Origin of the sequence: Herbaspirillum sp. meg3, assembly GCF_002257565.1 — a bacterium.
Taxonomy (GTDB): Bacteria; Pseudomonadota; Gammaproteobacteria; order Burkholderiales; family Burkholderiaceae_D; genus Herbaspirillum.
Map to the genome: position 1 here is coordinate 2,793,412 of NZ_CP022736.1, position 18,167 is coordinate 2,811,578.

Sequence of the window (18,167 nt, forward strand, 5' to 3'; positions counted from 1 at the left end):
TCAAACTCCGCGCGGGGTTTCGCCACGCGCCTCCAGCAAGGTTTCGCTCTTGAGATAAAGCTGGCGCAAGTCTTCCAGCGTCTGTGCCTGCGGCTCGGCCCACATGCCGCGGCTTGCCGCTTCCAGCAGGCGTTCTGCGATGGCGTTCTGCGCCCAGGGATTGGCTTCTTCGAGAAAGCGCTGCATGCCGGGATCGAAGGCATAGGTCTGCGCCAATTGTTCGTACATCCAGTCCTCCATGACTTGCGCCGTGGCGTCGTAACCGAACAGATAGTCGACCGTCGCCGTCAGCTCCAGCCCGCCCTTGTAACCATGGCGCTGGATGCTGTCGAGCCACTTCGGATTGACCACGCGGGAGCGGAACACGCGCAAGGTTTCCTGCTTCAGATCGCGGACCTGCGCGCGCGCCGGGTCGTGGCTGTCGCCAAAATAATGGCGCGGCTGCTGGCCGGTCAGCGCACGAATGGTCGCAATCATGCCGCCGTGATATTGCAGATAATCGTCACTGTCGAAGATGTCGTGTTCGCGGTTGTCCTGGTTATGCAAGGCCACCTGCACGCCCGACAGACGGGTGCGGAAGGCATCCCGCTGATCGCTGCCCTGCTTGTCGCCCAGCTTGCGCGCATAGGCGTAACCGCCCCAGTTGATGTAAGCCTCGGCAAAATCGGCATCGGCTTGCCAGTTCTTTTCCTGAATCAGCGGGAGAATACCGGCGCCATAGCTGCCCGGCTTGGCGCCGAAGATGCGATAGGCGGCACGCTCTTCTGCCTCATCCTTGTCAAGGCCCTTGCCGATCCATTCGCCCAGTTCTTGCAGATAATGCTTGCGCACGAAATTCTGATTGAGCGGCTCATCCAGCGCGATGACGGCATTGACGGCGTCGTCGATTAAGTCAATCAGTTGCGGGAAGGCATCGCGGAAGAATCCGCTGATACGCGTGGTGACGTCGATGCGCGGGCGTTGCAGCTCTTGAAGCGGCACGACTTCGATGCCGGAGACCTGGCGATTGCCGGGACGCCAAACCGGGCGCACGCCGAGCAGGCACAGAATCTGCGCGACGTCATCGCCGTGCGTGCGCATGGCGCTGGTGCCCCAGATGCTGATGGCGACGCTCTCCGGATACGCGCCGGTTTCACGCAGATGGCGCTCCAGCACTTCGCGTGCCAGTTGCTGGCCGACGCGCCATGCCGACTGCGACGGCACGCTGCGCGGATCGACTGAGTAGAAGTTGCGGCCGGTCGGCAGGATATGCGCCATCCCGCGTGTCGGCGAGCCGCTTGGGCCAGCCGGCACGTAACCGCCTTCCAAACCGAGCAAGAGATTGCCGATCTCGTCGCCGGCGCGATGCAGGTTGGGCAAGAGCTGGCGGCAGGCGAAATCGAGGACGCGGCGCAGAGATGCGAATTTATCAGCTGAGTCCGTCGACGGTTTTGAGATGGTAACTGGCGGCGCCACGGCTAAAGGCTTGGCGCGCACCTGCATCTTCATCTGCCCCAGCACGCTGCCGGGCTGGCGTACGGATGCCGTTTGCATGCGCGGCGTGGCTATGCTCAGGTCGCCGAACATCGATGTCAGGATGCCGTCGATGGCGTCGGCTTTGTAGCCACAATCTTGCAGCGTCTGCATCAAGCGCACGCACAAAGAATCGATGGCTTCGATGGCATCGGCACGTGTCACCACGGCTCGGCCTGCGATGCGCGCCAGAGCGCTGTCAACGTTGAGGCGCTGGCCTTTGTTCTCCAGCAGCATGTCTAGCTTGAGTCCGAACAGGCGCGCCATTTCTTCCTGTAAACCTGGAATGTCCTGATTCGGCAGGCGCGTCAGCGAGACCAGCATGTCGGGCATCTGCGTCTCATCAGGCGCGCGGCCGAGAATATGCAGGCCGTCGCGGATCTGCGCCGCACCGAGTTCGCACAGATAACCGTCGAGGTCTTCGATCAGATGGGCAACGTCGGAGCCGCCCATGCCGCTGAGCGCTTCCGGCAGTTCGCCATCGTGGCTGTGGTCGTGCGGATGATCGTGATCATGGTGGTCATGATCGTGGTCGTGTCCATGCGCATGTCCGTGATGATGGTGATGGCTGTGTTCGTCATCGTGGTCGTGATCGTGATGGAGCAGCTTCATCTGCAGATCGCTGTCGAGATTGGTCTGTTTGACCAGCTCCCAGATCTGCTGCTGCAGCAGCGGCAGCTTGGATGGATCCAGCACCTCAACCTGATAGTACTCATCCACCAACTGCGTCAATTGCGCCAGCGCGCCATAACTGTCGGCAGTGGTCATCGGCGGCGTGAGGTGATCGACCACGACCGCATGGCCGCGCCGCTTGGCCTGTGAGCCTTCGCCCGGATCATTGATGATGAACGGATAGAACAGCGGCATGTCGCCCAGCAGCGCATCGGGGAAGCAGTTCTCCGACAGGCCGACGCCCTTGCCCGGCAGCCATTCCAGCGTGCCGTGCTTGCCGACGTGGACGATGGCATCCGCACCCCACTCGTCGCTGAGCCAGCGATACAAGCCGTAGTAGTGATGCGTGGGCGGCAGGTCGGGCTGGTGATAGATCGCATCCGGATCCATACCGTAGCCACGCGGCGGTTGCAAGGCGACGAAGGCATTGCCCAACTCAATACCGGCAAACGCCAGTTGGTTATCGTGGACGTAAGCTACGCCGGGCGCGGGGCCCCATTGCGCTTCTATTTTCTGTTGCAGTCCTTCAGGCAGTTCCGCAAACCATTCGGCGTAACGCTCTGCCGACACACGGCCGACCGCGTGCTGCAATTGCTCGCTGGTCAGATAGGTATTGTCGTAGGAGCAGCGATCGACCAGCGTATGGATCAGTGCACTGCCGCTCTCGGGCAGATCGCCGATGGCGTAACCGGCGTCACGCATCGATTCCAGAATGCGCATCAGTGAGGCAGGTGCATCCAGACCGACAGCATTACCGATCTGCGAGGCCTTGCTATTGGAATTGGTGAAGATGAAGGCGATGCGTTTGTCGGCATTGGCGAGTGCACGCAGACGGGCGAAGCGTGCGGCCAGCCCGGCGATGCGTTCGACGCGATCAGCGACCGGATGGAATTCCACCACATCGCCCGACAAGCCTGCTGCCTGCGTCTTGAACGACAGCGGCACGCTGATGATGCGGCCGTCGAATTCGGGCAGCACCACGTTCATGGCGGCGTCGAGCGGGTTCATGCCGCGCGTCGAGATTTCCCACTGCTCCTGCGTCATGCCGCTGGTCATGGCTTGCAGCACGGGGACGTTGAGTTTTTCCAATACGGACACCGACCAGCCGGCAGGCGTCGGGCCTCCCGGTGTGATTTCGCCCATGGCAAAGGAGGTGGTGTTGATCAGGACGTCTACGTGCGCGCCCTCTTCGCCGGCGAAATAACTTAGCGCTGCCGGGAAATCGGAATCTGCCGCCGAGGTGCGCAGCGACGCCGTGAAGATCGGCAGCACGTCCATGCCGCGCCGCTCCAGCGCCGTCACCAGCGCGTCGACGAAACGCGTGTTGCCGCTCATCCAGTGGGCGCGATAGAAAATGATGCCGACTGCCGGCTTGCGGCGTCCTGCGACGTCGATGCGCAACCTGAGCCAGTCGGCAATAACGGCATCCTGCTCCAGATCCGGATGGTAGATGCCGTGATCGGGCAAGGCCACTGCCGGGTCGTAAGCAAAGCCGGTCAGCAGCAAACGATCCGATACGAAACGTAAAAACTGCGCCAGATTGACGCTGCCGCCGCCGTGAAAATACGCCAGCGCCTCGCGCAGCACATCGGCCGGCACGGTCGAGACCGCCGCCAGTTCCGCGTCCGGCTCGCCGGCACCGCTCAGCGCGATCAGATGGCGTCCCTGGCGTTGCGCATGGCGCAGCAGTTCGGCAAAACCGGCGACGCTGCCGAGACGACCGAGGATGCGCAGCACGATGATGTCGGCGTCCGCCAGTTCGTTCTGGAGCAGCTCGCTCATGCGGATTTCGTTTTCCACGCCTTGCAGATTGATGCCTATCGTTGCCGGAAAATCTCCGGGCATTTGCGTCAATGCGTGATTCAGGATGGAGAGATCGGTGGAAGCGTGCGTCAGCACGGCAATACGTGCTGAGGGTGCTGAAGGTGCAGCGACGGGTTGTGTGGCGCGGTCAGACATTGTCGACTTCCTCGGGATTGACGTCGCCGCTGCCGAGGCGGTGAAAAATCAGATCGGTGACTTCTTGCCCACCTTCGAGATGCTCGACCACCACACGCTCAATCGCAGCGGCATCTTCGCAGCGATACCACACGCCTTCCGGGTACACCACCACCACCGGCGCCTGCGCCTTGCAGGCCACCATGCAATGCGTACGGGTACGCTTGACGCGCAGCTCGGGGCGCGCGTCGATCTGCTCGCCGAGAACGGCAAACATGGCCTCAGCCAGCACACCGTCTTCGGTGCAGCGCGGGCCGGTGCACATCAGGATGTGCCGATGGTGAGTTCTCATGTATTCAGTTCTTTAATGGCTAAAATGCCGATCCGACCCATCAGGGCCGGATCGGCATTTGTGCTTTGGATTTAAAGTCTTAAGCGAATTTCTTGTAAAAGTATCCAGTCAGTCCGCCAAGCCCCAGCCAGAACATGCCGTTGGCCAAGGCTGTGGCGTGGATGAACGCCTGCGCCAGTTCTTCCGGCGCGGCGCTGCCATGCACGGCAGGATGCGGCGCACCGATGAGATGCGGCACGAACAGCAAAACCACGCCCAGCAACTTCAGCGCCCAGTGACGCGCGTACACGCCAAGACCCAGGCCGACGGCGGTCATTCCCGCCGTCATTACCCACCAGAGTTGACGCGCATGCAAAGGCGCTGCCATAGTGCCCGGCACTTCAGGCGGCAGGCCCAGCGACGGCGCGACGAAGAACACCAGATAGCCGGCGACACCCCACAGCAAACCGGAACGCCAGGTCACTTGCTTGCCGCTGATGACGATTGCAGCAGCGAGGAACAGTCCAAAGCCAATTGCCATGCTGATATTGGCCAGCACGGTATAGGCGGTGCGTTCGAAACCGTTGGCGGGCTCCCATTCATCGCCTGCATGTTCATGCTCGTGCGCTTCTGCAGGCGCCCCGGCAGCAGGCGTTACCGCGGACGCCTGTTCGTGTTCATGAGCGTGCGCCTGCTCATGAGCTTTGGCAGCAGCCGCTTCTTCGTAGACCTCCGCCTGGAGGATGATTTTGGAGACCTGCAACTGCTGTACACCGGTCAGCAAGACGCCGGCGCAGGCGCCAGCCAACAGGACGGTGGAGGCGATCCGCCGCAATACTGCGAGATTCATCATTCAATTGTTCCGCTGAATAGTATTGTTAGTGGCAGGGAAAGCCCGCCGAATGGCGGCCGTCATGCGCGGCGTTGTGCAGCTCCACCGCGGAGGCAAAACCGGCGGCGTAGATCAAGCCTGCGCCCAGCACTACTGCGGCAATGCCCGGTAAAATGCGGTCGCGCCACAAACTGGAACCAGTGGTGGAATCGATGGTGCTGGTGTCGTTGGCGGATGCGCCGGTGGTGAGAGCCATGTGTCTTCCTTCGAATAAGCGTTGAAGCCAAACCGGACATGTCGCTGACAAGACTGCCGCAGCACATATAACGGAAATAACGGAAACGTCACGAAGGAAAATGAGGAAACAACGCGGCTGCAGGAACATCATGCAATCCGGGAAGCAGTCCGTCGATCGCCCTCCGCGATGCAAAACAAGTCGTTACCAAGGGCCGGTCTCCGGGCTTGCGAAGGGTTCGCGGTGAGAATGATCTGACCGGAACCGGAATCTGCGCCTTCCCATGCCGTGTCGATAAAACTAAGACACATACACAGTGGCTGAATGCAGATTCGCTGATTCGCTTACCGTTGCGGGGGCAGCGCCGGAATGGTTTCCAGAGGAATGATCTGGATGAACGCACCGGCTTCCCGATTAAATCCAGCGCAAGAAATACGCAGGATACCCAAGGCAATGCTACCCCGGCAGTATAGGTGCGTGGAGGGATTCTGGCAACCGGAAGAGATCTGAAGCGGTGCTGCTTCAAGCCTCCAGCCGGCTTGAAACCGGTCTTCAGGACTGGCTGCGCGAGACCCGTGACGGGTCAATGCACAGCCGAGAGAGATTGCAAAGCGATCAAATGGTGGTCAGCCAAGGATTTAGCCGACCCATTCAAGCATGTTAGTTGGAGTTAGGACCTTTTGCGACCTTTTTAGGCGATTCGGGCGTCAGATTGATCGGATCGCTGGCCGGAAAGGTATCTTCCAACGCGTCATCCAGATCCCGGTCACGCTTGCCCTTCCTGGCATCCTTGACGCTGTCCGTCTGCTTTTCAAGCTCGCGCTCATCGGCGGCGACAATATCCTCACCGCGTTCGTTGTCGCTCGCGACTTGCTCGACGGATTCCGGCGTTTCGGGAGCACGGTCACGGCTGCCGCGCTCAATCGAAGCGCGCTCGCCGGTGCCGGTGGAGTCGCTGTCGGCTTCTGTAGCGATGTTCGTCATATCACTGCCACTATCGGAGGTATCGCTCGGGCCAAGCGCATGATTGTCGTGCCCCTTGCTGAGTTGACGGTCCGAGATCGGAAAGACGTCGAGATCGAGAGTACTGGTAGCCATAATGACTCCTCTGTGAATCTGGTGAAATTCCGCCAACATCTGGCTGACGGAACGGTAGCCCATCCATTTCCGGCCCCGCTAATGCTCTGCTACATCGACGCAGCAGACATTTTCAGCGGCGGCTCGGCAGGATCGGTTTCGGGAATTCCCGGCTCGGTCGGATTGAGCGGAGGATCCTGAACCGGGTTGTACTCATCCGGCGGAATGTCCTTTGGTGGCGGTGGCGCGGTCGGTGGAATATCTTGCGGCGTGTTATGCATGCGTGCAGCTCCTCATTGCGGATTTTGGTGAGGAATAGGATCTTGCTGCGGAGTCGGATCAAGCGGCGGCACTTCGACCGGCGGAATATCTTGTGGCTTGTGCATGGAATGTCCTTTCTGACGCATCAGTGGATACGATGATGCAATGACGCACGAGCCAACGCCGACGAAAGCGTCGACGGGCGGCGACACATCGTCAGGCTACGCGCTCACACGCTCGCTGCGTATAGGACAAACACTTTTTCGGGCTTCATCAACTCTTACGCCGCCGGCCACACGCAGGAAGAATGATCAGAACATCTGAAGAAAAGCTGAACCGCTGCAGCAATTGCTGAAGCAGTTGCCACTACAGCGGCTACCGGCAGCAATTACTGCAACTAACGCAACTGCTGCAACTGCTGCAACTACTGCCGCTTTCGCGATCAGACAAGCGCGGTGGAAATCAGCGGCATTGCCCGATGCGGCAAACCTGTCGCAACAGGCGCAGTCGGCAAGCTGTTCAGCGTAACCTGCCCGCCTTCCACTTCATGCAAACCAGCCGACTCTTCGCCGACGCGGAAGGCACTCACGGCGCCCCACAATTTATGTGCCTGCTCTTGCATATCGGCGGTCGCCACCGCGGCCTGTGCCACCAGAGTGGCATTGGTGCGCGTAACGGTGTCAATCTGGGTAATGGCTTGATTGAGATCGGCGATGCCATGACTTTGTGCGTCGCTGGCGGCAGCGATTTCATCCATGATGCCGACGACATGCTCGACTGAATCAACGATTTCACGCATGGTCTGACCGGCATCATCAACTTGCCTGCTGCCGGCGTCAATGCGCTCAACCGAGTCACCGATGAGCACTTTGATTTCCTTGGCGGCGGCCGCACTGCGCATGGCCAAATGGCGCACCTCCGTTGCCACCACGGCAAAGCCACGACCTGTTTCACCCGCCCTCGCCGCCTCCACCGCCGCGTTCAGCGCCAGAATATTGGTCTGGAAGGCGATGCCGTCGATGACCGAAATGATGTCCACCACCTTGCGTGAACTATCCTTGATCGCCGTCATGGTGCCGACCACTGACGATACGATGTCACCACCGCGCGAAGCCACCGTGGCGGCTGATTGCGCGAGCCGGTTGGCTTCGCCGATTTGCTGCGCATTGCGGCTGACGATATCGGTGAGTTCTGCCATGGCGCCTGCGGTCTGCTGCAACGAGCCGGCCTGCGCTTCCGTACGCGCCGCCAGATCGGTATTGCCGGCAGCGTTTTGCTGCGACACACGGAAGATGCTTTGCGTACCGTCGCGCACTTCACTGACGGTTTGCAGCAAACTTTGATTCATGCGCCCCAAAGCCGCCAGCAACTGGCCGGTTTCGTCCCTGCCACCCTCGGTGATGTGGGCAGTGAGATCTCCTGCGGCAACCCGGCTGGCGAGATTGACTGCGTCATTCAGCGGGCGCGTGATGCTGCGATTGAGGCGCCACGCCACCAACGCGGCCAGCAGCATGGCGACACCGCAGATGACAATGGTTGCCATGGTGGTTTGCCTTCCGCTGGCGGCAAAGTCGTCCAGATCACGCTGGATCTGGCTTTGCTCCAACTTCACCAGCTTGTCGATAGCTTCCAGCCATTGATTTTGCAGCGGCGCGACTTCGGTGTTGAGCAACTTGGTCGCCTGCCCGGCATTGAAGCCGGCAACAAACTCTTCCGCCTGCTTGATGAACGGTTCGCTGCGGCGGTCATAGCCATCCATGTCGTTGATGACGGCCTGCTCCTCCGCGCTCACGCCACGCTGGATCAAGGCGGCCTGGTTGGCGCGATAGCTCTTGCGCTCGGCACCGATGCGCGCCATCTCTTTTTGCATTGCATTGAGATCGGTCAGCGTGGCGACGTTGCGGGCGGCCTGGCCTTGACGAAACAGGCTTTGACGCAGTAATGCGGCGATTTCGGATTTGCCGTTGGTATGACTCAATGCCGCCGCCAGCTGCTGCTGAGCGCGATGCGCCGACCATCCTGCCAGCGCCGTCACCGCCGCCATCAATACCAGAATGACGCCAAAGCAAAGCGACAAACGCTGGCCAATCCGAAGGCGGGAAAATGTCATACGGAGTCTCCTGTTCTGTGCAAAGCCGGGAATTTGCGCAAATTGCTTCAAGAACAATCTTCGCCGACCCATTTTATGTAGTTTTACTATATTTTTTTTAATGATTCTGGCACAGAGATGGATTTGCTTCTAGCTTTTTCCTGCGTAAATCAGCATTTTTATTGAGCCAGCGGCTGAGGCAAAGTAAAAAATGTTGATGTAGTAAATGTAGTTTTATTACTTCACAACTCCGGCTTTGCACCGGATTTGACACGTTTTCGCCAATACAGATGCATCAGCGGTGCCGACGAAATGCCGTGAAGCAGTACGGATAGCGCCAACACGGTCAGCACATCCTGCGCGATGCGAACATTGAGTTTGTCGTGCCAGAACTGCAAAATAAAACAGAGGTAATACAGCGAACCGACACCGCGAATACCGAACCAGGCGATCAGCCAGCGATGTGAGGTTTCGGTATCCGATCCGAGCAAGCCGAGGCCGACGGCAATCGGCCGGACAACGAAGAACAACAAACCGGCGATCAAGACGCCCTCACCCGAAATGCCAAATTCCGACAACAGGATGCCCATCAACAGCACCATGAAGAACTCTGCGAAATGCTCCAATTGCTGATTAAAGCCGAGCACCGTCTCGGTCAGATAAACCGGAGCCTGTTCGGGATGAATGGCGGCGGCAGACTTGCCGCTGTCCTCGGCAGCGGCAATCAGTTCTCCGGCCGGCTTATCGCCGCTGCTGGCTGACTCCACCTGTCGCATCGCCAAACCTGCCGCAAATACCGACAAGAAGCCGATACCGTGCACCAGCTCAGCAACACCATACGACAGCATGATGATGCCGATGGCCATGAACTCTTCCATACCCAGCGCCAGGCCGAATCGCTGACGCGCAAACAGCACCAGACGCGACATTGCCCAACCAAACAAGGCGCCGCATCCGATACCGGCTACCACACCCCAGAGCACAAACCAGCCGAAATGATTAACCTGCGCGATCTCGTCGGTTACACCGAGCAATATCAACGCGAGAATAACGAAAGGGTAAGCACTGCCGTCATTAAGACCGCCCTCGCCGCTCAGACTGAAGCGCAACTGATCGGGATCGTCGACATTCTTCACCTGCACATCGGAAGCCAGCACCGGATCGGTCGGCGCAAGAATGGCGCTCAGCAGCATCGCCACCGCAAACGGCAGATTGAACAGGAAGGTAATGCTGATGGCCAGTAAAGGCACGGTAATGAGCATCGACAACGCGCCAAGCCGCAGCGGCAGCCACCACAAGCGACTTCCCTTGCCGCGAAACTTCACGCGCAACTTTAACCCCACGGTGAACAACGACAACAGCAATGCGACGCGCGTGATGACCGTAAGCACATCCGCATGTGCACGCAGATCGATATGGATCAAGCCTGCTCCGGCAGGCCCGAGCAGCCAGCCTATTGGCAAGTACAACATGGCGGCGTTGAACGGCAACTTCTCCAGTACCGATTCAAGAAACACCATGAACGTCAGCAACACGCCGGCGATCAAAAAATATACGGTAGGGATGTCGATGAGCGATCTCCGGCTGAGTTAAACACTGGGCGCAGACGATGCAAAACACTAAAAAAGACGACAAACGACACAAACAAAATGGCAGCTGACATGCGCGGATGTCAGCTGCCGGAGAGAAAATGAAAGTCAGAGCAAGCTCTTGGCTGCGCGGGCGTCGTATCGACTAGTTGTCGCTGTTGACGGCTCCTGGTATGTGCTTAGTGCTGCTCGGATGCGCTGCCATCTTTTTTACGGGGCACCAGTCCATCATCGGCATTTGAGCCGGGGTCTTCCGTGCCATCCGGCTCCGGTTCTACTGATGCACGCTGCTCGCTCACCGGCGGCCTGAGAGGTTCTTTGAGATCGCCCTTGATGTCAGTCGATACCGCAATCGAGCGCAGCAATTCTGCAGACGCGGCAGGCAGACGATCTGCATGCGCGGACACGTCGCGTGTATTCTGCCCCGAGCCGGTTTCAACATAATTGTCGTCGCGTGCATCGGATTCGTCGCCGGTCAGATCGCCACCAACCTGTTGGTCTGTGAAGCGCGGCGTTCCCTGGTAGCGCGGACGTCCGAGCGGATCCGTGTATGGCTTTGCGGGAGCTGTTTCTTGCACGTCCTTTTGGACATGCAAGGCTTGCTGTTCTGACTGTTCCTGCTGCTGACTTTGCGGTGCGTCTTGCTGCATCTGTTTTTGCGTAGGCATGGTGCTCTCCTTGACTGGATTTTCGCCGCCCGGTGGAACGGCCGAAGCCGGGGCCGTAGCGGCTCCGGACTGTTCACTCTGCGCCTCTGCCATTGCGTGCAGGATCATGCTGTCTGCAAACATTCTGAACCGCCTGTCGAAATAGGAGTACGCAGCACCTTAGTGCTTGCGGCCGGAACCGGATTTGCGTCCACCTCCGGATATTTTGTTTTCCGTTGCCCAAGCGCGCCGCTCTGCCTCTTTGTGGCTGACGCCGCGCTTTTCATAGCTCTCTTCGATGTGGGCAACCTGACGTTTTTGTTTATCGGTGTAGGAAAATTTATCGCCTCTTGGCATGATGCTCTCCTTTAAAGCCGTCTAAAAACGAATTACAGCTTCATCTTAGGCAAGCCAGCACCCCGTGCCAGCAGGACAGGCACCTATTCAGGTGTAGGAGGAATGGGAATGAAAAAGAAAAACCACGTCAGCAATGACAAACGGCGGCATGAGATGATGAAAATCTCATGCCGCCGCGCAAGACCACGCACTACCGATGTGGTCGAATCAAGGGTAAGTCTGAATTAACTCATGCAGTTCCGGCTGCGAGCGCGTCAGTGACAATCTGCTGCGCTTCAGCAAAGATACTGTCCAAATGTGCCTCATCGCGGAAGCTCTCTGCGTAGATCTTGTAGATATTTTCCGTGCCGGACGGACGGGCCGCAAACCAACCGTTGTCGCTGATGATTTTCACCCCGCCGAAAGCCTTGTCGTTGGCTGGTGCAGTGGTGAGAATCTGGCGAATTTTTTCACCTGCGAGTTCGGTTGAATGCACGTTGTCGGAAGACAAGCCGGACAATAGTTTCTTCTGTTCCGGCGTCGCTGCAGCTTCGATGCGACCGTTGCATGGCAGGCCCAATTGCTGCGTCAGGCCCTGATAAATTTCTCCCGGGTCACGACCGGTGCGCGCCGTCATTTCTGCAGCGAGCAACGCGGCGGTAATGCCGTCCTTGTCTGTGCTCCATGGTGTGCCGTCAAACCGCAGGAACGAAGCGCCGGCGCTCTCTTCACAACCAAAGCCCAGGCTACCGTCCTGCAAACCTGGCACAAACCATTTGAAGCCGATCGGCATTTCCTGCAAGGGCCGCTGCAATTGTGCCGCCACGCGATCGATCATCTGACTGCTGACCAGGGTTTTTCCAACGCCTGTTTCGGCGCGCCAGTCGGGGCGATGCTGGAACAAATAGGAAACCGCCGCCGACAGATAATGGTTGGACGGCATCAGGCCGACACTCCTGGTGACGATACCGTGGCGATCATGATCGGTGTCGCAGGCAAAGGCGATATCAAATCTATCCTTGAGCGAAATCAATTCACGCATCGCATATTGCGATGAAGGATCCATGCGGATTTGTCCATCCCAGTCCAGCGGGACGAAACGGAACGTCGGGTCGACTTCGCGATTGACGACTTCCAGTTTCAGATCATAGCGGTCTGCGATCGCGTCCCAGTAATGCACGCCGGCTCCGCCGAGAGGATCGACTCCGATGCTGATGCCTGCATCGCGGATCGCGGCGAGATCGATGATGTTGGACAAGTCGTTGACGTAGGTTTCCAGATAATCGTACTGGTGCGTACTTGACGCGCGCAAAGCGCGATCGAATGTCATGCGTTTGACCGTGCGCACAGAATCACGCAAAAAGACGTTGGCGCGTTTTTCGATCCAGTTGGTGACGTTGGTATCGGCCGGCCCACCGTTAGGCGTGTTGTACTTGAAACCGCCGTTGTCAGGAGGATTGTGCGATGGCGTAATGACGATGCCGTCCGCCAGAGCGGAAGGATGTGCGCGATTGTGCATGAGAATCGCATGCGACACGGCCGGCGTCGGTGTGTAGGGTGACCCGTATGGAGAACTCCGCGCAATCATGGTCTGGACACCATTGGCCGCCAGCACTTCCAATGCGCTGGAAAAAGCGGGGGCCGACAAGGCATGGGTATCGATACCCAGAAACAAGGGGCCGGTAATACCGTTCTCGGCACGGTAATCGCAAATGGCTTGCGTGATCGCCAGCACGTGCCATTCATTGAAGCTGTATGTCAGCGAACTGCCGCGATGCCCCGAGGTGCCGAAGGCGACCTGATGCGCGGCAATGCCGGCATCAGGATGCAGGCTGTAATAGCTGCTGACCAGCACAGGTAAGTTAACCAGGGAAGACGTATCGGCGCGTTGACCGGCCAGAGGACTGATGCTGCTCATGTTTATCGTTTGCCTGCTGTTTCTTTTGTTTCTTGGGTATAAAAGATAAGGAGATGACGCGACAGTTCGCATAGGTACAGCTATGACTGCATACGAATGCACCGTCGCGCCGTCATCGATGAATGACGTCTCAGGTTCGCTATTGTAAGCGCGGCAACTCCGCGCAGCAATGAAGGGCTATGCCATCTCTGGCGTAGATACCGCGTAACCAGTCTCACGCAATCTGTTGCGTCTCGCCTTATTGGCGGCAGCCAGTTCTTGCAGAGACATAGCGCGCTGCTCCGAATAGCTCTGCGGCACGCTGCTCGGCTCAATGGTCGCCAGCGTCTGGGCCAGTCTGGGGTAGAGATTTGCGCGTCGACGCTGATTCTCTTCAGCCAGTTGTGCTTTGAGATCATCCGTCAATACATGCGGCTGGCTAGGCTGATACGGCTGCGGCACGCTGGATGCGGTGCGCGCAGTATGAGCCGCTTGAGCCGTCTGTATCGACTGGGCCGATACGCCGGAGGAATGGACTGACCTGGGTCTGTCGGTATGTGCTGTGGTCTGCATGATCTTCACTCCCGCAATGAAGGAATCTTCTGCATGAATTCAAATGTACACGAGATCTTGAAAACGGACGATAGATGAGTGACAACGTTCGTTTTCTGTTAGCTGTACGTGCTTTTTAAAATGTGGTAGCGCGCCGGTTTTTTAAAGGGGCAGATGGATGTACATCACGGTGATGCACAGAGAGTACACCCCTCTTGCGCCCCTCTATTTGTCCGTCCTACGTCCTATTGCACGTCGTTACGCTCGCCGTACAAGCCGCAACAGCAGCAGCAGGACGACTGCACCAATGGTGGCGGTGACGATGGAAGCTGCGATGCCGCCGCCCACGCCCACGCCGAACAAGCCTGCCAGCCAGCCGCCGATGAATGCACCGATGATGCCGACCAGGATGTCGACCAGCAAGCCGAAGCCGCCGCCTTTGACGAGTACGCCTGCCAGCCAGCCTGCGATGGCGCCGATGACCAGCCAGGCAATGATTCCGTGAGACATGATGTTCCTTTCAGAGTTATTTTTTTGAACGCCGCCGGATTGCGCAGCTGGAAGAATATTATTTGCCGTTGCCGTCCCGCCATATCGGACAGCGGCCAATTCCCTTGTAGGACAAGCGGCAAGCCGCGCACTCTTGCGACTTTGCGGCGATCTCCTGCGTCCCTGCACTCCTCACTTATTCCTACAAATCAAAAGGAATGTTTCCTATAGCCAAAGAATGGGCGTTTTTTTAAGCTTGATCCAATTAATCTGAATGGGGAAAACAACATGCAAGAGCAAAACGAACGGATCCAACGGCGAACGCACACTGCTCATGATGGACTCGACAAGAGCGCCTCATGGCCGCTGTTTGCGGCAAGCTTTCTCAGCCAGGCCTGTCCTAGCGCCGCGCCTTTATTCCACTCGTGCGCAATGCTGGTGTCTTTGCGCAAGTCGCATAGGGGAAAAAATTCCGCCAATGCAGATTAATGAAAAAATAAACACAGCAAAAAACGAATGTAGGCGTGCCAGATAGTTTTAACTGAGTTGAACACTGAGTTAAAGCCCACTGGCGTCGATTTTTCTTCCGGTCTGATCCGGTATTTACCAAGGAACAAACATCATGAAAAAAATCACCAAAGCCGTCTTTCCTGTCGCAGGTCTCGGCAGCCGATTTTTGCCGGCGACCAAAGCGCAGCCTAAAGAGATGCTGCCCATTGTCGACAAGCCGCTGATTCAATATGCCGTGGAAGAAGCCGTGGAAGCCGGCATTACCGAAATGATCTTCATCACCGGACGTAACAAGCGCGCCATCGAAGACCATTTCGATAAAGCCTATGAGCTGGAAACTGAACTCGAAGCTGCAGGCAAAACTAAACTGCTGGAATTTGCCCGCAATGTCATCCCCAAACATATTAATTGCGTCTACATCCGCCAGTCCTCTCCTCTCGGCCTGGGCCACGCCGTGCTTTGCGCAAAATCGCTGGTCGGCGACGAACCATTTGCCGTCGTCCTGGCAGATGATTTCATGGATGCACCGGAAAACGGCAAGAACGTCCTGGGACAAATGATCGATGTCTTCGAGCAGGAACAAAAAAGCCTGCTCGCTGTGCAAGACGTGCCACGCAGCGAAACCAAACAATACGGCATCGTCAGCACGGATGCCGACAGCCCGCATAGTGATCGCCTGGACGTCATCAGCGGCATCGTTGAAAAGCCGGCGCCGGACGTTGCACCGTCAACGTTAGCGGTAGTCGGACGCTATGTGCTGACGCCTGCGATTTTTGAACACCTGGAAAATATCGGCAAAGGCGCCGGCGGCGAAATCCAGCTGACCGACGGTATTGCCGACCTGATGCAAAGCGAAACCGTGCTGGCATATCGTTACGACGGTCAACGCTACGACTGCGGCTCCAAGCTGGGCTATCTGAAGGCGACGGTTGCCATGGGCGCCAAGCATCCCGAAGTCGGCGAGGAGTTTTCCCAATATCTGCGTGAAGTGCAGGCCGCGGATGAAGAGGCTCAGGAAGTGCTTCAACCGCCGGTTCGTCTGGCGAAGATCGCCTGAGTACAGATCAAATCTGTATCGCTGAACACGTAGTCGAGCTTTTGTCGCTCACCTAGTTTTTTGTAATGCAGTCCCCGTGCAGTTGCAGTTTTTTCATTTCACCTTCCCCCTCTTGGCCTGTCTGCCGTCGCCGCAAAAGTGACGGAGACAGGTTCCTTTTTCCTTCGTTACGCAAAGCCTGTATTTCTTTGCCGCGAGTTTGCTGCAAATAAAACAATACTGTCATTTTGCGGCGACAATTCTATGCAAGAATACGCCACACCTCGTTGAGTGCATGGAGCCGGCAAGCGCATGGATCTGAAGCTACCCGAACTGACCGAACTGGAACGCATCATTCAGGCAGGTGCGCCATGGCTTGAGGCGCGCTCCGCCTGCAACGTCGAATTCAAGGGACGGCATTTTCCGGTATATGTACTGAGTATCGGCAGCAAGGATCCTTCCGCGCCGGCAGTCGGCTTCTTCGGCGGAGTACACGGGCTGGAACGTATCGGCACACGTATCCTGCTGGCCTTCCTGCGCAGCCTGCTCGGCCGCCTCAAGTGGGACAAGGTGCTGCATCATCAACTTGAATCGGTACGCCTGATCTTCATGCCGCTGGTCAATCCGGCCGGCATGTGGAACAACACCCGTTGCAATACCAGCGGGGTCGACCTGATGCGCAATGCGCCGGTTGACTCTCTCGAAAAAGTCCCTTTTTTGCTTGGCGGCCAGCGCTTTAGCGCCCGCCTGCCATGGTATCGCGGTGCGGCCGATGCGCCGATGGAGGCCGAAGCACAAGCGCTGTGCGACGTCGTCCGGGAAGAGTTGAGCAGTCGCGCATTCAGCGTTGCGCTGGATTGCCACTCCGGTTTCGGCTTGCAGGACCGGATATGGTTTCCCTTTGCGCACAGCTCGCAGCCGATACGCCATATGCCGCAAATCGAAGCACTCAAGGATCTCTTCAGCCAGACCTACGCCGACCACAACTATCTGTTCGAACCGCAGAGTCTGCAATACCTGACCCACGGCGATTTATGGGATTACCTCTACATGCAAACTGCGGCGGAAACCAATAATGTCTTTCTGCCGCTCACGCTGGAAATGGGGTCCTGGCGCTGGGTCAAGAAAAATCCTCGTCAGCTGTTTTCACGCACCGGCATGTTCAACCCCAATGCGCCACATCGCTTGCAACGGGTGCTTCGCAGCCATTTGGTCTGGTTTGATTTTTTGACCCGCGCGGCCTGCGCCCACAAACATTGGCTACCCGGCGAAGACGGCAGCACGCCGATCAGGGTGACGGGCGCATGACGCCGTGGATCTTGCTGCGCGGCCTGATGCGCGAGACGCGTCATTGGGGAGCGTTTCCGCAGATTTTATCCGGCTATTTCCCGGATGCGGAAATCGTCATGCTGGATCTTCCGGGCAATGGCAGTTTGTATCGGGAACGCAGTCCGTCCACCGTACAGGAGATGACTGAAGCTTGTCGCGGGCAACTCACGGCACGCGGCATCGCGCCGCCGTTTAATCTCCTCGCCCTATCCTTGGGTGCCATGGTGGCTTGCGACTGGAGTACACGCTATCCGGACGAAATCGACAAGGCGGTGCTGATCAATACCAGCCTGCGGCCTTTCAGCCCGTTCTATCAACGCCTGCGGCCAGGCAACTACCCAGCGCTGATGAGGCTTGCCTTGGGCAATCCTGATGCCGCAACGCGTGAACGCACAATACTTCGCCTCACCAGCAATCGTCACTCGCCGGCCAGCCTGCTCAGTGAATGGATGCATTATTTGCGCGAACAACCTGTCGATCGGGAAAATGCGCTGCGCCAGCTTCTGGCCGCAATGCGGTACAGCGCGCCACAACAAGCGCCACGAGCGTCCCTGTTGATTCTGTGCGGCGGCGCCGACAAGCTCGTCAATCCACGCTGTTCCGCAGCGCTGTCACGGTCTTGGCAAGCACCGCTGCGGGTACATGACACGGGCGGGCATGATCTGCCGTTAGATGAACCGGTGTGGGTTGCTCAGCAAATTCACGTCTGGGCAGCGCCGATGATGGACAAGGCATGATGAGGATGTTCATATGGCGATGTTAACGATTACATTTATTTTCACTTGAAAGAAAAACCGGAAATCTCTTTGAAATCAAGCCAGTAGTACGTTTTACG

Annotated in this window: 16 protein-coding genes and 1 riboswitch; of the genes, 3 read left to right on the plus strand and 13 right to left on the minus strand. The window is 57.8% G+C overall.

Annotated features, from left to right (window positions below; genetic code table 11):
* From hmeg3_RS12440 to hmeg3_RS12495, 13 genes are all read right to left on the minus strand, one after another.
* The gene (locus hmeg3_RS12440; RefSeq protein ID WP_094563993.1) at positions 1 to 4,143 is read right to left on the minus strand and encodes a cobaltochelatase subunit CobN; all 4,143 of its coding nucleotides are present in this window, start codon (positions 4,141 to 4,143) and stop codon (positions 1 to 3) included.
* Positions 4,136 to 4,474 carry a ferredoxin gene (locus hmeg3_RS12445; protein ID WP_198361694.1) on the minus strand — a complete coding sequence of 113 codons (339 nt, stop codon included), beginning with the start codon at positions 4,472 to 4,474 and terminating at the stop codon, positions 4,136 to 4,138. Before hmeg3_RS12445 ends, hmeg3_RS12440 begins: the two co-directional genes overlap by 8 nt.
* A gap of 79 nt (positions 4,475 to 4,553) precedes the next feature.
* A complete protein-coding gene (locus tag hmeg3_RS12450; RefSeq protein ID WP_094566304.1) occupies positions 4,554 to 5,303 on the minus strand; it encodes a CbtA family protein in 750 nt (249 codons plus the stop codon).
* Positions 5,304 to 5,331: 28 nt separating this feature from the next.
* Complete coding sequence (locus tag hmeg3_RS12455; RefSeq protein ID WP_094563995.1) at positions 5,332 to 5,541, minus strand: CbtB domain-containing protein; 210 nt, start codon at positions 5,539 to 5,541, stop codon at positions 5,332 to 5,334.
* Between the two features lie 173 nt (positions 5,542 to 5,714).
* Positions 5,715 to 5,984: riboswitch (cobalamin riboswitch) on the minus strand.
* 196 nt (positions 5,985 to 6,180) lie between these two features.
* Complete coding sequence (locus tag hmeg3_RS12460) at positions 6,181 to 6,618, minus strand: hypothetical protein (protein WP_094566306.1); 438 nt, start codon at positions 6,616 to 6,618, stop codon at positions 6,181 to 6,183.
* Between the two features lie 89 nt (positions 6,619 to 6,707).
* Positions 6,708 to 6,878, minus strand: a complete 171-nt coding sequence (locus hmeg3_RS24955) for a hypothetical protein (RefSeq protein WP_198361695.1) — start codon at positions 6,876 to 6,878, stop codon at positions 6,708 to 6,710.
* A 422-nt stretch (positions 6,879 to 7,300) separates the two neighbouring features.
* Complete coding sequence (locus tag hmeg3_RS12470) at positions 7,301 to 8,968, minus strand: methyl-accepting chemotaxis protein (protein WP_198361696.1); 1,668 nt, start codon at positions 8,966 to 8,968, stop codon at positions 7,301 to 7,303.
* Between the two features lie 221 nt (positions 8,969 to 9,189).
* Positions 9,190 to 10,467, minus strand: coding sequence for a sodium:proton antiporter (locus hmeg3_RS12475; RefSeq protein ID WP_094566307.1), 1,278 nt, complete (start codon positions 10,465 to 10,467; stop codon positions 9,190 to 9,192).
* Between the two features lie 248 nt (positions 10,468 to 10,715).
* Positions 10,716 to 11,204: a hypothetical protein gene (locus hmeg3_RS12480; protein ID WP_232511632.1), complete on the minus strand. Its 489-nt coding sequence runs from the start codon at positions 11,202 to 11,204 to the stop codon at positions 10,716 to 10,718.
* A 159-nt stretch (positions 11,205 to 11,363) separates the two neighbouring features.
* On the minus strand, positions 11,364 to 11,540 hold the full coding sequence (locus tag hmeg3_RS24960; RefSeq protein WP_198361697.1) for a hypothetical protein: 177 nt from the start codon (positions 11,538 to 11,540) through the stop codon (positions 11,364 to 11,366).
* A gap of 229 nt (positions 11,541 to 11,769) precedes the next feature.
* Positions 11,770 to 13,437 carry a phosphoglucomutase (alpha-D-glucose-1,6-bisphosphate-dependent) gene (gene pgm / locus hmeg3_RS12485; protein WP_094563999.1) on the minus strand — a complete coding sequence of 556 codons (1,668 nt, stop codon included), beginning with the start codon at positions 13,435 to 13,437 and terminating at the stop codon, positions 11,770 to 11,772.
* 177 nt (positions 13,438 to 13,614) lie between these two features.
* A complete protein-coding gene (locus hmeg3_RS12490; protein ID WP_094564000.1) occupies positions 13,615 to 13,989 on the minus strand; it encodes a hypothetical protein in 375 nt (124 codons plus the stop codon).
* A 237-nt stretch (positions 13,990 to 14,226) separates the two neighbouring features.
* Positions 14,227 to 14,478 carry a GlsB/YeaQ/YmgE family stress response membrane protein gene (locus hmeg3_RS12495; RefSeq protein WP_094564001.1) on the minus strand — a complete coding sequence of 84 codons (252 nt, stop codon included), beginning with the start codon at positions 14,476 to 14,478 and terminating at the stop codon, positions 14,227 to 14,229.
* Between the two features lie 601 nt (positions 14,479 to 15,079).
* On the opposite strand from hmeg3_RS12495, the gene galU reads away from it, so the two are divergent.
* From galU to hmeg3_RS12510, 3 genes are all read left to right on the plus strand, one after another.
* Positions 15,080 to 16,024, plus strand: coding sequence for a UTP--glucose-1-phosphate uridylyltransferase GalU (galU, locus tag hmeg3_RS12500; protein ID WP_094564002.1), 945 nt, complete (start codon positions 15,080 to 15,082; stop codon positions 16,022 to 16,024).
* A 291-nt stretch (positions 16,025 to 16,315) separates the two neighbouring features.
* Positions 16,316 to 17,311 carry a M14 family zinc carboxypeptidase gene (locus hmeg3_RS12505; RefSeq protein WP_094564003.1) on the plus strand — a complete coding sequence of 332 codons (996 nt, stop codon included), beginning with the start codon at positions 16,316 to 16,318 and terminating at the stop codon, positions 17,309 to 17,311.
* On the plus strand, positions 17,308 to 18,069 hold the full coding sequence (locus hmeg3_RS12510; protein ID WP_094564004.1) for an alpha/beta fold hydrolase: 762 nt from the start codon (positions 17,308 to 17,310) through the stop codon (positions 18,067 to 18,069). The genes hmeg3_RS12505 and hmeg3_RS12510 overlap by 4 nt, the downstream gene beginning before the upstream one ends.
* Positions 18,070 to 18,167: the final 98 nt, after the last annotated feature.